We start from the raw sequence: 14,258 nt of genomic DNA, 5'->3' as shown, positions 1-14,258 counted from the left end.
CAGGTCCTGTTTCGTTTTCGATGGGAACAGCCTACCCAAGCTGGCTGAAGCGAATCTTAATTGGCTCAGGCTCCGTCCAGCTCCAGTACCAGCTGCGCTTGTAACTGTTCGCCGGTCACCTGCAACTGCAAACTGCGGAACTGCACGCCATCACCTTCCAGCGCGTGCAGCCAAACCAGCAGTTTCGCAGGTTCGCCCTCCAGGCTGACGTCCACCTGAGCGACACGCGTCTGCAGCCCGGTGATTCGCAGTCCAGCAGCCAGCGCTCGCGCGTTCAGCCCGGCGGGCGTCAGTGCCTGCACAGCTTCCAGGGCCATGGCCGGGCCTGCCGCAACCCTCTGCAGGTGCCCGGCCAGCTCCAGGGCTCGCGCATGGTCACGCTCGGCCTGCTGCAAGCGCTGCTTGCCGGGGCTCCAGGCAACTTGCCAGAGAACGACCAAGGCCAGGCTCCAGAGAGTGGCCACTATCACTCCCCGCCGCGCGCCGGGTATCGATTGCCATTGGCGCAGCCAGGCCTGCCCAAACCACCGCATCATAGAGCACCCTGCCACGTCAGGGTCGCCCGCACGCCTTGCCCGGCCTGGCGCGCCTGGTCCATCAGCACCGCAGGCGCCCGCTGACGCAAGCGCTCAAGGTCAGCGAACCCCTGCGCTACCACTTCCATGCGCCACCCTTCGGTGGGGCTGGACACAGCCCGTTCAACGGTGATGTTCCCGGCTTCAACCAACCGCTCGCTGAATGCTGCCAGTTCCTCGACAGTGGTCATTGCCCGGGGGCGGAACTCCAGCGCCCTGACCTGCGCAACCAGGTCGCCAGTGACAGGCTGCCCTGGCGCCCAGCGCTGAAATGCCTGAACGTTCTCGGCATCCAGCTGTGTCGTGCGGTGCGTCAACCACGCGATACGCAGATGATCCGCCAGGCACACCATTGCCAATGCCAGCAGCACCCCTCCCGCCAAGGCGGACCAAGGCAAGGCCGATCCGCGTCGCCGGAATGCCCCCTGGCGCAGGTCCAGGGCCGTGGCTCGCCCTTGCACCAGGGTGTGGACGGCGCTATCGACTGTTTGGTTGCAGAGCGCCTCCCCTGCATGAGCAGGTTCGGCCTGCCATGCCATCGACGGCAACTGCTGCGCCAGGACCTCGGCGGCCTGCGGACTGGCGACCAGACAGGGGCCATTCGTGCCGCCCAGCAGCCAGCGGCCCTCGAACCACAATGCGCAGGGCTGCCCGGCCCCCAGCAGGTCGGCATCGGCGTAGATGCCAAGCGGGTCGATACCCTGTGCTTGCAGCAGGGCCATCAGGTTGGCCATGACCTGAAGCTCTATCACCAACGCGCGGCGATGCCCTTGCGCACAGGGCGGGCCAAACACCAAGTGCAAGGTTTCCAGCGGCGCTGCCAACTGATCCTCGGCGGCGTACGCCAGTGTTTCCGATTTAGGCCGTTTACCCGGTACCGGGCCGATCTCACAGCTGCCCAGCATTTCCATGGGCACCACCACGATCACTGGGCCGGACAGGGTCGAGGCAAGCTCACCCAGGCGCGCCGTGCTCAGGTTGCCGTCCGCCGTACGCAACCACACCGGCCACTGCCCATCAGCGGCCGCAATGCCTTCGGGCAACAGGTACAACCAGTTCTCACTCATCTGCACTTCGCTCCCGCCTTGCCGAAAACACACGCCGCACCACACGAACCTGATGCGTGTTCAAATCGATCTCCAGATCGCTGTACAAGTACATGCGCCGGCCTGCCAGCTCCGCCTGTACCTCCAGGCGAAACCAGCGGCTGCTCACTGCCAGCCCACGCCTGTCCAGGCCCTGGCCCTCCAGCTGGGGCTGGGCAAGAAAGCGCTCCACGGTGGGGTATCCCGCTTCGGGGCGCGCCCTTGCCAGCTCCGCGGCCACCGTCGGTGACAGCTCGGCGAACGCCGCCAGCAAGCGCGGCGGGGCCGTATTGATGTTGAGCCGCGCCTCCTTGGGCAGTACCACCACCCACGGTCGCAACCGCGTCATCACCTCGGCGGTGACCCCAGGCAATGCGCGCAACTGGGTTGGGTCGAGCATTGGCTGGCCAACGAGCCCGTCCAATGCCGGTGGCTCCAGCTGCAATGAATGGCACAGGCGTTCCCAGCGCTCGAGCAGCAACGGGTCGGGCGCCTTTCCGGTAATCAGGGCTCCCAGGTTCAGCCGACCCGAAAGGTCTTCCAACTGCAGGGTTACCTGCCCTTGATCGAGGTTCAACGCCCGGGGCCGGGCCCAGGCTTGCCGATCATGGGTGACCTGCAAGACCTCGCTCAGCTCGCGGCGCAGGCTCACCAGACCCTGCTGCTCGCCTGCATGGGCCAGGCGCAATAAACGCGTACCCTCGATCTGCCGGGTAACCCCGCCAACCAATAGTTGATGGCTGTGCAACATGCCGGCTACCAGCATCGTGAGCAGCGCCATGACCAGCAGCACGGTAACCAACGCGAGCCCCCTTTGCCGTTGCCCCCTCACTGGCTGGCGCCCCCCAGTGGCAGTACCCGCCGAACCTGCTCAAAGCGCTTGGTCGACAGCGTTACCTCCAGCGCCTGTGGGGGCACCGGCCGCCGCTGGGCCATGGGCCAGCTCGCCTGCCAGCCGCTTCCGGGCACATGTACACGCCAATGCAGCTCGCGTACACCTTCGAGCAAGCGCTGCGGCCGAGGCTGGTCTTGCCCCTGCGTGCGCCGTTGACGCCACAGCACGCCTTCCTCGAGCCAATACTCGACAACCCTCAACTCGCTGCGTTTAAGCGCCTGGTTGTCTTGCTCCCTGGCCAACCAATGCGCCCGCGCGCCGTGCAGCAGTACACCGTAACCGCCCTTGCCGAGACTCGCAGGCTGGTAACCCAGCAGGGCATCGCGTTGCATCAGGCTCATGGCCCTGGCCAACGCTCGCAGCTCATTGGCCTGCATCTGCCGTGCGCTTTCGGCACGCATGAACACATCGAGCACGCGCGCGCTGCCCACCGCCAGCGAGGCAAAGATGGCGATCGCCAGCAGCAGCTCGATCAAGGTGAAGCCCCGCTGCCCGGACAACCTGCCTGGCCTAGCGTGGCGCATCGAACAGCCCCAACCACCCCGTGGCCTGGTGCAGTACTTGGCGGTCCGAAGCAAGGCCTACCCGTACGTGTACTTCCAGCAGGGCACTCTCACCCAGACGGCGGCGGGTTTCCTCCAAGGTCCAGCGACGCTGGCCGAACATGACATCCAGGGTGCGCTCGCCAGGACCCGGTGCAGGTTGCAGGCGCATCTCCATCAAGTGGTTGTCAGCGACCCAGCTGGCGAGCAAGCGCTTCTCAAGCCCCTGCGATTGCACCAGCACATGCTGGCTGGCCGAGGTAACCGCCACGGCCAGTACCGCGAAGATCACCAACGCCACCAACACTTCCAACAAGGTGAAGCCGCGTTCAGCGCAGGAAACTGGGGTCATTGATGCCATCGCTCGACACAGAAACAAGGCGTACATCGTTCACCCCGAAATGAAGGGCAAACGGCGTGTGCTCGTCGTTGCCGTACATCACCAGTTGCGGTGCCCTCCCAGGCACACCGGGAGGCACCGGAACCCCATCGATCTCCACGTGCAGGTCCAGGTCGATATCTCGATGCTTGCCCGCAATCTCCCAGCGGTGCCCGGCGGCTTTAAGCAGTTGATAGCCCCGGGCATCAATGCGAATACCCACCGCCAATCCTTCCAGCACCGCCTGTTGCCGCGCGTGCTGCACCAACTGGAAGAAAAGGCTGGCTTCCTGGTTAGCCATACGTTGCGGGTCGCGCCCGAACATGAACCCTGCCATGCTCATCACGATGCCCAGCAGCAGCATGACCAGCAGCAGCTCCAGCAGCGTAAAGCCTTGAGAACAGCGCTGTTTCATTCGGGCCAGTTACCGATATCGGCATCCATCGCCTCACCACCCGGCTGACCATCGGCCCCCAGGGAGTAAAGGTCATAGCCTTGGGCCGAACGGGTGCCCGGGCTTGCGAACTGGTAAGGCGAGCCCCAGGGGTCGATGGGTGTACTCTTGAGATAGCCTTGGGCACTCCATTGACGCGGCAGGGGCGCTACAGTTGATCGCGTCACCAAGGCTTCCAGGCCTTGCGAGGTGGTCGGGTAGCGGCCGTTATCCAGGCGGTAGATTTCCAACGCGGTGGAGATCGACTGGATATCGGTACGGGCTGCGGTCAGCTTGGCATGGTCAGGACGGCTCATCACGTTGGGCAGCACCAGCGCGCCAAGCACCCCCAGGATGATGACCACCACCATGATTTCGATGAGGGTGAAGCCGCGTTGCGCGCGGCGTGCTGAACGTATGGACATATCAGTTGACCAGTTGGTTGAGGTTGAGAATCGGCAGCAAGATGGCAAGCACGATGAACAGCACGATGCCGCCCATCACCAGCAACATCAGTGGCTCGCACAGGCTCACCAGCAACGAGATGCGCCCCGCCAGTTGCCTGGCCTGAAGGTCTGCGGCACGTTCAAGCATGGTGTCCAGCTCACCGGCGCGTTCGCCACTGGCGATCATGTGCAGCATCAGTGGCGGTAAGGTGTCGCTGCGTGCCAGGCAATTGGCCAGCGAGCTGCCCTCGCCCAGTTCGCGAGCGGCCTGCAACAAACGCTCGCGCAGGATCAGGTTGCCGATCACCGCTGCGCCGATGTTCATTGCCTCGACCAGGGCTACCCCGCTGCGCCCCAGGATGGCCAAGGTACCGATGAAGCGTGCCGCTTCACTGGCGCGGACAAACTCGCCATAGCCCGGCAGGCGCAGTGAAAAGCCATGCCATTGCCTGCGCAGTGCCGGTTGGCGAAGTGCCCAGGCAACCAGCGCAGCAGCTACCACCAACAGCGCCAGCGCTGCCAAGCCGTAATGTTGGGTGGCATCGCTCAGGGCGATCAGCACTTGCGTTGCCAGCGGCAGCTGCGCCTGGTCGCGCGAAAAGGCCTGCACCACATCGGGCACCACATAACCGAGCAGAAACCCCACCACCAGTAACGAAACAACCAGCAGGATCACCGGATAAACCATGGCCAATTGTACTTTCTGGCGCAGGGCCTGCTGGTTCTCGCCATGCTCGGCCAAGCGCTCGAGTACGCCCGCCAGGTGGCCGGAGCGTTCGGCGGCGGCCACGGTCGCCCGGTAAACCATGGGGAACGCCTGAGGGTAGTGCGCCAGGGCCTGGGCCAGCGCGAGGCCTTCGGCAACCCGCTCAACCACGCCCCCCAGCACCAGCCTTACCTGGCGCTGGGTGCTCTGGCCGGCAACTGCCTGCAAGGCCTCGGTCAACGGCACCCCGGCATGCAGCAGCGTCGCCAGCTGGCGGGTGAGCAACGAGCGTTGGGCCAGGCTCATGCCTTTACCTGTGCGCCAGGCAGCCATTGGCGATGCCCCTACCGGGGCCAGCTTCAGCACCAGCAAGCCTTGCTCGCGCAAGGTTTGCCGGGCCTGGCGTGCCCCCGGTGCTTCCAGCGTTCCTCGCTGGCGCGCCCCCTGCGCATCCTGAGCCTGGTAGCGGAACACCGGCATGTCAGCCCTGCCCCGTCACACGCAGCAGCTCTGCCACGCTGGTCTGCCCCAGGCAGACTCGCTGGACGCCATGCTGGAACAGGCTCAGTGTGGCCCCGCGGATCACTGCGGACATGTCAGCCAGGGACGCCCGGGCGTGGATCGCCTGGGCCAAGGCAGGCGTCACCACCACCATCTCGTGCAAGGCCAGGCGCCCGCTGTAACCCTGCAGGCATTCGCTACAGCCCTGCGCTTCGTAGAGCTGCGACGGCAACCCGGCGGGGTGGCCCAAAGCGCTGGCGGTGGCCTCGTCCACCTCATAGACGACCTTGCAGTGGTCGCAAAGCCGCCGCACCAGCCGCTGGGCCATCACCCCGGCCAGCGATGAGGCAAGTAAACAGGTATCGATGCCCATGTCGGCAAGGCGCGTGATGGCCCCCAGCGCACTGTTGGTATGCAGGGTGGACAGCACCAGGTGGCCGGTCAGCGAGGCCTGCACCGCGATGTCCGCAGTCTCCCGGTCACGGATTTCGCCCACCATGACCACGTCCGGGTCCTGGCGCAGAATGGCCCGCAGGCCACGGGCGAAGGTCATGTCGACCTTGGTGTTCACCTGGGTCTGGCCGATGCCGGGCAGGTGATACTCGATCGGGTCCTCGACGGTGAGGATATTGCGGGATACCTGGTTTAGGTATGACAGCGCGGTGTACAGCGTCGTGGTCTTGCCGGACCCGGTGGGCCCGGTGACCAGAAAAATGCCGTGCGGTTTTTCCAGCATGTGCATGAAGCCAGCTCGCACCGAGCTGTGCATCTGCATGTGGTCGATGTCCAGGCGTACTGCCTGCTTGTCCAGCAAGCGCAACACCACCCGCTCGCCATGGGCGGCAGGCAAGGTCGACACCCGCACATCCACTTCATGGCCGGCAAGACGCAGGCTGATCCGGCCATCCTGGGGCACGCGCTTTTCGGCGATGTCCAGGCGCGCCATGACCTTGATGCGCGAAACCAGCAGGGCAGACAGTTCCCGGGGCGGCGTCAGTACTTCGCGCATGACGCCGTCGATGCGCATGCGCACGCGCAGCTGCTGCTCGAAGGTTTCCAGGTGGATATCCGAGGCCCGCGATCTCACCGCCTCGCTGAACAAGGCGTTGAGCAGGCGAATGATCGGCGCGTCGTCTTGTTGCTCAAGCAGGTCGCAGGTCTGCGGCAAGGCTTCGGCCAACCGCGACAGGTCGATTTCCTGGTCGAGGCCCTGAACCACCGCCTGCGCGGCATCCTGGCCTGGGCCGTAGCATTGGGCCAGGCGCTCGGCAAAGTGGGCGTCGCTCACGCGACGCAGAGGCCAGGTACTGCCCACTAGCCTGCAGGCCTCGGCCATGGCGGCCAGTGAAGCGCCTTCACGCATCAGCAAAGCAGGCTTGGCTGCCTGGCGGTCGAGCAGGATGCCGTGACGTCGGGCAAAGCTGAACGGCAGGGCGATGCTCATGGGCGCGCCCGGAGCGCGTCGGGCAGACGCCGCGTATCGAACATCCGCCGGGCATCTTCCGGCAAGGTCGAATCATCCGCATGGCGCAACCCTTCGTAGGCACGCCCCCCCGCCTCGACCCGGTCGGCCTGGCTGCGCAAGATGGTCGGGCGCAGGAACACCATAAGGTTGGTTTTTTCCTGGGTGTCGCTGCGCCACCGGAACAAGCCACCCACCCAGGGAATACGGCTGAGCAGCGGCACGCCGCGCTCTACCTGGCGCACGCTGTCCTTGATCAGGCCACCAATCACGATGATCTCGCCATCGGAGGCCAGGATGGTGCTCTTGAGCGTGCGCTTGTTGGTGATCAGGTCATTCTCGGCCGCGCTGGGCGCAATTTCCGAGCTTTCCTGCTCGACCTCGAGGCGCAGGCTGTTGCCTTCGTTGATGTGCGGGCGCACCTTCAGGCTGATACCGATGTCCTTGCGCTCAACCGTGGTGAAGGGGTTTTCCGAACCACTGCCGGGGGTCACGTAAGAGCCTGTCTTGAACGGCACGTTCTGCCCAACCAGGATCTGCGCCTCCTGGTTATCCAGCGTCAGCAGGCTAGGCGTGGACAACAGATTGCTGCGGCTGTTGCTGGCCAAAGCCGATACCAAGGCGGCAAAACGATCAGAGCCGATGGCCAGGGCGGCGCCCCCCGGCAGTTTGGCCTCTTTGCCCAGCAGGTCGGCCAATGTCGCGCCGCTTTCGCTGTAGGTTATGCCACCTTTGAGGCCACCCTTGTCCATGCCCCATTGCACGCCCAGCGCCTCCTCGATGCTGCCGCTGACTTCAACGATTGCCGCATGAATAAGCACCTGCGCCCGCGGCTGGTCCAGTTGCAGGATGATCTGTTCCACACTGGCCAACGTCTGCGGCTCGCCCAGCAGCACCAGCGCGTTCTGGCTGGCATCGGCCTTGACGATGGCTTCGCCGGCGATGCCGACGCCCGGAGTGTTTGTAGCCGGCGTTCCATCCAGGCGTTTGCCCACCTCGCCCAGCACTTCGGCAAGCTGCTCGGCGTTGCTGTGTTGCAGGCGTACCACCCGCCAGTTCTGTGAGGTAGCTGGTGCTGGTACATCCAGCGTGCGTGTCAGTTGCGCCAAACGTTGCCTGGACTTGGCCGGGCCAAGGATCAGCAGGCGGTTACCGCCCGCATCGACCAGCACCCGCACGCCGCTGTCGGGCCCTCCGGCGGCTGCTTCAATCACTGGGAACACCGCATCGGCGCGGGCTTGGCGCAAGCTCACCAGCTCATGGTCATGCCGCTGGCCGCTGTCGAGTTGCAAAACCAGGTGCTCCAGGCGGTCAAGGTTGGCTGCGGAGTCGGTCACCACCAAGGCATTTGCCGAACTGGACGGCCCAATGTAGCCACTGCTGGAAACCAATGGCCGTAACAACCCGGCCAGGTCGGCAGCCACACTGCCCGACAGGTTGAAAACCCGCGTCGTGAACGCTGCCGGTATCGCCTCCACCTGCTGGTTGGCCCAAGCCTTGGCCTCACTGGCCGGCAGCACCAGCAAACGGTCACCGTCGCTCACGGCGGCAAAGCCCTGGGCATTGAGCACCGAGTAGAACAGCCGACGGATCCCTTCGCGGTCCAGTGCTTCGTTGGAAAGGACTGTGATGCGGCCCTGCACGCGCGGGTCGAGGATGATCGTCTGGTCGAGGATCGCGCCCACTTCGCGTACCACCTCGCGTACATCGGCATCGCTCATCGCCAGCTGCCAGGTGGGCGCCTCAGCCAGCGCCAGGGAACAGTTCAGGGTAAGACAGGCGCCGAACGAGGCGGCGCGCAGATATCGCTTGAGAGTCATTGCACCTCCCGCAACAGGCGGGATGAAGGGTCGGGAGTGTGGTGCGGGCGAACGGCCGCACCTGCAGGCAGGAACACGGAGGGAGCGGGCGCGGACATCGACACGACTTCCTCGCGGCCTTCGGACCACAACACGATGGAACGCACATCGATGCGGCGCAGCACGCCGCGGCCCGGTATGCGGTCACCGACGCGGTAGATAGCCTCACCGTCATGGCTTTTCACCAAGGCGCGAGCCTCGCCCTGGCTGGAAACGAAACTGGCTTTGAGGGCGACATCCGCTTGGCCCGACTGCTGCGGGCGCGTTGCCTGGAAGCCGAACGCCAACGCCACGGTGGCCGCCGGCAACGGTTTTGCCGGCAGCTGGGGTGTCTCCACCGGCACTGCCGGAACCGCCGGCGGGGCAGCGACGGGATAAGTCCTTTCCCGCCATGCCAGCCAGGCAAGCGTTGCCACCACGCACGCCAGCCAGATCAAATGCGAAGTGCGCTTCATCCGGGTCAGGGCAGCATCCGCCGCAGCACGCGTCGCCCGCTCAGCTCATGCAACACCACGGCAGCGATATGCAGCGCTACCCCCGTGGCCAGCAGCAGGCAGGCGGCAATGTGAATGTAGAACCAGACGCGGTGCCAGAACGGCTCGCTCAGCAGTGGCGCGATGGAGAACCAGCCGAACACGTCTATAACCCTGTCCATCATCAACAGGCCGGAGACCAATACGATCGCCGTGCTCCAGTACAAGCCCTCGTGCACGACATGCGCAATGCGCTGGCCCTTGGGATCATCGTGCAGGCTACGTGGCTTGAGACGGGTCAGGCGCAACAGCCAGCGCAGCAGGAATACAGGAATGAACAACGTAGTCATGGCGACGTTGATAAAGGCGACCAGGTGAAGCGTGGCGGGGGTGACATCCATGTGCGCCACGTAGAAACCGCTGATCAACGCCCAAAGGATGACCATTGCAGAGACCCAGTGCAGGAGGATCTGCTGCCAGCAATACTTTTGTACTTGCATTTGGAGTACTCGAAGAGCCTGGCCCCCTCAAGGGGCCAGGTTTGATGCCTTATTTCTCGGTCCAGGCCATGTTCCAGTGGGAGCCAGTACCTGGCTCGAACTGGCCAGCGGCTGCGGAATACTGCACGCAGTAACCCGAGGCAGGGAATGGCTGGCACTCGTAGACCTTGCCATTCTTGGGCTGCAGTACCTTGGTACCCGCTTTGTAGTTCGAGAGCGATTCAGGGAAGACAAAGTCGTAAGAGGCATCGCCTGCCGCTTTGAGCTGCAGCGTTTTCTGGTCCTGCAGCAGCACCCGATCGAGCTTGTCCACGCCCACGACCTTGAGGGTGTGCACACCTTCGCCACTCACGACATTCAGCGCGAACGGTTCCGTACCGTTAACGTTCTGGCGCGAGTAAGAGACCTGCTTGTTATTGCTGTCGAACAGCCGCGCCGTCACGGTCAAGGCCTTGTTGGTCATGACGGTGAAGTCCACGCCACCTTTGCCGTCCACGATCGTGTACTCGGGTTTGACATCATGCAGGTGCATCGTGGTCGGATCGCCAGCGGCGGTTTCAAAGTCCAGAATGTAGTTGGTCAGGCCGCTTTCGGCTTTGGCGAAGATGCTGTTGGAGCCCTGCACGGGCTCGATGTTGCCGTCCGTGTCCATCTGCCCGGCACGTACCAGCGTCTGGGTTTCATTGATCTGCCTGGCCAGCTTGTAGGCCCAGTTGGCAGCGATGCCCTCTTCGGCGCTATCGACCGTGATGCTCACATGGTGCGAGGTACGCTCGCCATTGGCATCGAATGCGCGTGCAGTCACTTTATCGCCAACTTCAAGGTCACGATTGGCACTGATTTCAGCCAGGCGCGGCCATTCCGGGGCGGGGCCGCCATCGAGCTGGATATCGACGTCAGCAACGCTATGGAACGCCTTGTCGGTATCGCCAACTTTCCAGACGCCAAGAATCACATGTTGGCCCGTGCGGTCAGTCGGCAATGTGCAGCTGTGCTTCGGGTTGGTACCTGTACCAGCAGCGGGTATCTGATGCTTGCCATCTACCACGCAGAACGGGGTGGCATCGAAAGCGGCACGCGTCAACGCTGCGTTGGGGTTCCAATCCGCCTTGGTAATGAAGTACTCCCACGAGGTAACCGGATGCGGGGCCTCATAATGCCAGTCGAACTGCATGTTACGGTCAGTGACCGGGGTCAGGTGCCAACGGTTGGCCGATTGCTCATCCAGGGCGCCGAAGTCGCCACGCGCACCGCCACTGGCAATTTTTCCGTCAACAGGACCAGCACTTGGAAAACGCCCAATCGCCTCACCGACCGACCACGGTTCGTACTGAGCGCCACCACAGTTGGTGTTGAGGTTTTTCTGGTTAGCATGGCAGAGCGCCGCGCGAGAAGGTGGATCTGCCAGGTTGCCATGCGCATTGGCAAGTTGAGCTTGTAAAGCTGTGCCTGCAATCGCCATCCACACACCTGTGGCGACAACGCTTTGTTGCAGGGTCTTTGTTGTATTCATCACGAACTCCGAACGCATTGCTGGTGAAATGCGCAAGGGCGCATTTACTGGAAGCGAATGCGCCTTCTGCGCAAGGGGAGTCCGGACTTTAGAGAAAAGCAGTTTGCCTTAATGTAGGAATAAACCTGTCTAGCTCCCCGATTCGCAACCTTTGCGCTCGGGGAGCTTCGAATCAGCCGTGGTACTGCGCAGACAGCTCGTGAACGGCATTGATGAATACGCCGGCATGCTCCGGGTCGACTTCCGGGGTAATGCCGTGGCCCAGGTTGAACACATGGCCGGTGCCGTGGCCGTAGCTGGCCAGGATGCGCGCCACTTCCTGGCGGATGGCTTGCGGCTTTGCGTAAAGCACAGTCGGGTCCATGTTGCCTTGCAAGGCTACTTTGTCACCCACGCGGCGGCGGGCATCGCCGATTTCGCAGGTCCAGTCCAGGCCCAGTGCGTCGGCACCTGCGTCGGCGATGCTTTCCAGCCACAAACCACCATTCTTGGTGAACAGGATCACCGGCACCTTGCGCCCTTCGTGCTCGCGGATCAGGCCGCTGACGATCTTGCGCATGTAGGCCAGGGAGAATTCCTGATAGGCCGCCGCAGACAGGTTGCCGCCCCAGGTGTCGAAGATCTGCACAGCCTGGGCGCCGGCAAGGATCTGGCCGTTGAGGTAGCTGGTGACCGACTGGGCCAGTTTGTCCAGCAGCAGGTGCAGGGCTTGCGGGTTGTCGTAGGCCATGGCCTTGGTCTTGCGGAAGTCCTTCGACGAGCCGCCTTCGACCATATAGGTGGCCAAGGTCCACGGGCTGCCCGAGAAGCCGATCAGCGGCACGCGGCCGTTCAGTTCGCGGCGGATGGTGCTGACTGCATCCATGACATAACCAAGGTCTTTCTGCGGATCGGGGATCGGCAACGCTTCGATGTCGGCAGGGGTGCTGATGACCTTCTTGAAACGCGGGCCCTCGCCGGTTTCGAAGTACAGGCCCAGGCCCATGGCGTCGGGGATGGTGAGGATGTCCGAGAACAGGATCGCCGCGTCCAGCGGGTAACGGTCCAGCGGCTGCAGGGTAACTTCGCAGGCGAACTGCGGGTTCATGCACAGGCTCATGAAATCACCCGCCTTGGCCCGGCTGGCGCGGTACTCCGGCAGGTAGCGGCCGGCCTGGCGCATCATCCACACCGGGGTGACGTCTACGGGTTGCTTGAGCAGTGCACGCAGGAAACGATCGTTCTTCAGGGCAGTCATGTCGGCATCCGGAAAAATAGTGCGGGCATTTTCTCAGACGCCAGCGCAAAAGGCACGGCCGTGGCCATGCGTTTTGTCTATTGGGTGCCACAGATCAAACGATTTTGTATACAAAAGCTTCGCGGGCGTGCCTGCCCCCACAGGTTCTGCGTTGAGCCCTGTGGAAGCGGGCACGCCCGCGAGCAGGTCGAAGATCAGACTTCGAGGTAGTCCAGGATACCTTCGGCAGCCGTACGCCCTTCGAAGATCGCCGTCACCACCAGGTCCGAACCACGCACCATGTCGCCACCGGCAAACACTTTCGGGTTGCTGGTCTGGTGCTTGAACTTGCCCTTCTCCGGCGCTACCACGCGGCCCTGGCTGTCCAGCTGGATGCCATGCTGCTCGAACCATGGTGCCGGGCTTGGGCGGAAGCCAAAGGCGATGACCACGGCATCGGCCGGCAGGATCTCTTCGGAGCCTGGAATCGGCTCAGGGCTGCGGCGGCCACGGGCGTCCGGCTCACCCAGACGGGTCTCGACCACCTTCACGCCTTCGACCTTGTCCTCGCCAACAATGGCGATAGGCTGGCGGTTGTAAAGGAACTTCACGCCTTCTTCCTTGGCGTTCTTCACCTCTTTGCGCGAACCCGGCATGTTGGCTTCGTCACGGCGATAGGCACAGGTCACTGCCTTGGCGCCCTGGCGGATCGAGGTGCGGTTGCAGTCCATCGCAGTGTCACCACCGCCCAGTACCACCACCTTCTTGCCCTGCATGTCGACGAAGTCTTCCGGCGACTTCTCAAAGCCCAGGTTGCGGTTGACGTTGGCGATCAGGAAGTCCAGTGCGTCATGCACGCCCGGCAGGTCTTCGCCTGGGAAGCCGCCCTTCATGTAGGTGTAGGTACCCATGCCCATGAACACGGCGTCGTACTCGGCGAGCAGCTGTTCCATGGTCACGTCCTTGCCCACCTCGGTGTTCAGGCGGAACTCGATACCCATACCGGTGAACACTTCACGGCGGTTGCTGAGGACGGTCTTTTCCAGCTTGAACTCAGGGATACCGAAGGTCAGCAGGCCGCCGATCTCAGGGTTTTTATCGAACACCACCGGGGTTACCCCGGCGCGCACCAGCACGTCGGCGCAGCCCAGGCCAGCCGGGCCTGCGCCGATGATGGCGACGCGCTTGCCGGTGGGCTTGACCTTGGACATGTCCGGGCGCCAGCCCATGGCGAAGGCGGTATCGGTGATGTACTTCTCCACCGAGCCGATGGTCACCGCACCGAAGCCGTCATTCAGGGTGCACGCGCCCTCGCACAGGCGGTCCTGTGGGCATACGCGGCCGCATACTTCCGGCAGGGTGTTGGTCTGGTGCGACAGCTCCGCCGCCGCCAGGATGTTGCCTTCGGAAACCAGCTTCAACCAGTTGGGGATGAAGTTGTGCACCGGGCACTTCCACTCGCAATACGGGTTACCGCAGCCCAGGCAGCGGTGCGCCTGCTCCACGGACTGCTGCGGCTTGAACGGTTCGTAGATTTCCACGAACTCCTTCTTGCGCTGGCGCAGCAGCTTTTTCTTCGGGTCCTTGCGACCCACTTCGATGAACTGGAAGTCGTTGTTCAGACGTTCAGCCATTTTTCAAAACCTCTTTACCGCAGTTGCCAGCCTCAGGCT

15 protein-coding genes are annotated in these 14,258 nt (G+C 63.4%); all 15 read right to left on the bottom strand.

Annotated features, from left to right (window positions below; genetic code table 11):
• Positions 1-65: 65 nt before the first annotated feature.
• Entirely contained in the window at positions 66-533 is a 468-nt protein-coding gene (gene gspM / locus E8E68_RS06790; protein WP_266029118.1) for a type II secretion system protein GspM, read from the bottom strand.
• Positions 533-1,642, bottom strand: a complete 1,110-nt coding sequence (gene gspL, locus E8E68_RS06785) for a type II secretion system protein GspL (protein ID WP_280340328.1) — start codon at positions 1,640-1,642, stop codon at positions 533-535. The genes gspM and gspL overlap by 1 nt, the downstream gene beginning before the upstream one ends.
• On the bottom strand, positions 1,635-2,453 hold the full coding sequence (locus E8E68_RS06780) for a type II secretion system protein GspK (protein ID WP_266029117.1): 819 nt from the start codon (positions 2,451-2,453) through the stop codon (positions 1,635-1,637). Before E8E68_RS06780 ends, gspL begins: the two co-directional genes overlap by 8 nt.
• 35 nt (positions 2,454-2,488) lie before the next feature.
• Positions 2,489-3,079: a type II secretion system protein GspJ gene (locus tag E8E68_RS06775; protein ID WP_280340326.1), complete on the bottom strand. Its 591-nt coding sequence runs from the start codon at positions 3,077-3,079 to the stop codon at positions 2,489-2,491.
• Positions 3,066-3,449, bottom strand: coding sequence for a type II secretion system minor pseudopilin GspI (gspI, locus tag E8E68_RS06770; protein WP_266029072.1), 384 nt, complete (start codon positions 3,447-3,449; stop codon positions 3,066-3,068). The genes E8E68_RS06775 and gspI overlap by 14 nt, the downstream gene beginning before the upstream one ends.
• The gene (locus E8E68_RS06765) at positions 3,427-3,891 is read right to left on the bottom strand and encodes a prepilin-type N-terminal cleavage/methylation domain-containing protein (protein WP_280340324.1); all 465 of its coding nucleotides are present in this window, start codon (positions 3,889-3,891) and stop codon (positions 3,427-3,429) included. Before E8E68_RS06765 ends, gspI begins: the two co-directional genes overlap by 23 nt.
• A complete protein-coding gene (gene gspG, locus E8E68_RS06760; protein ID WP_280340322.1) occupies positions 3,888-4,334 on the bottom strand; it encodes a type II secretion system major pseudopilin GspG in 447 nt (148 codons plus the stop codon). Before gspG ends, E8E68_RS06765 begins: the two co-directional genes overlap by 4 nt.
• 1 nt (position 4,335) lies before the next feature.
• Positions 4,336-5,541, bottom strand: coding sequence for a type II secretion system inner membrane protein GspF (gspF, locus tag E8E68_RS06755; protein WP_266029069.1), 1,206 nt, complete (start codon positions 5,539-5,541; stop codon positions 4,336-4,338).
• 1 nt (position 5,542) lies between these two features.
• Positions 5,543-7,006, bottom strand: coding sequence for a type II secretion system ATPase GspE (gene gspE, locus E8E68_RS06750; protein ID WP_280340321.1), 1,464 nt, complete (start codon positions 7,004-7,006; stop codon positions 5,543-5,545).
• Positions 7,003-8,844 (bottom strand): type II secretion system secretin GspD, encoded by a 1,842-nt coding sequence (gspD, locus tag E8E68_RS06745; RefSeq protein ID WP_280340319.1) that lies wholly within the window; start codon positions 8,842-8,844, stop codon positions 7,003-7,005. The genes gspE and gspD overlap by 4 nt, the downstream gene beginning before the upstream one ends.
• A complete protein-coding gene (locus E8E68_RS06740; protein ID WP_280340317.1) occupies positions 8,841-9,338 on the bottom strand; it encodes a protein XcpP in 498 nt (165 codons plus the stop codon). Before E8E68_RS06740 ends, gspD begins: the two co-directional genes overlap by 4 nt.
• Positions 9,339-9,343: 5 nt before the next feature.
• Positions 9,344-9,856, bottom strand: a complete 513-nt coding sequence (locus E8E68_RS06735; protein WP_280340316.1) for a cytochrome b/b6 domain-containing protein — start codon at positions 9,854-9,856, stop codon at positions 9,344-9,346.
• Positions 9,857-9,905: 49 nt separating this feature from the next.
• On the bottom strand, positions 9,906-11,369 hold the full coding sequence (gbpA, locus tag E8E68_RS06730) for an N-acetylglucosamine-binding protein GbpA (RefSeq protein WP_280340314.1): 1,464 nt from the start codon (positions 11,367-11,369) through the stop codon (positions 9,906-9,908).
• Between the two features lie 172 nt (positions 11,370-11,541).
• On the bottom strand, positions 11,542-12,606 hold the full coding sequence (hemE, locus tag E8E68_RS06725; RefSeq protein ID WP_110745159.1) for a uroporphyrinogen decarboxylase: 1,065 nt from the start codon (positions 12,604-12,606) through the stop codon (positions 11,542-11,544).
• Between the two features lie 194 nt (positions 12,607-12,800).
• Positions 12,801-14,219: an FAD-dependent oxidoreductase gene (locus E8E68_RS06720; RefSeq protein WP_003249156.1), complete on the bottom strand. Its 1,419-nt coding sequence runs from the start codon at positions 14,217-14,219 to the stop codon at positions 12,801-12,803.
• Positions 14,220-14,258: the final 39 nt, after the last annotated feature.

The sequence above is a fragment of the Pseudomonas sp. BN607 genome (assembly GCF_029871175.1).
Classification (GTDB): domain Bacteria; phylum Pseudomonadota; class Gammaproteobacteria; order Pseudomonadales; family Pseudomonadaceae; genus Aquipseudomonas.
The sequence above is the reverse complement of the archived record's forward strand: the minus strand, read 5'-3'. Positions and strand labels throughout refer to the sequence as shown.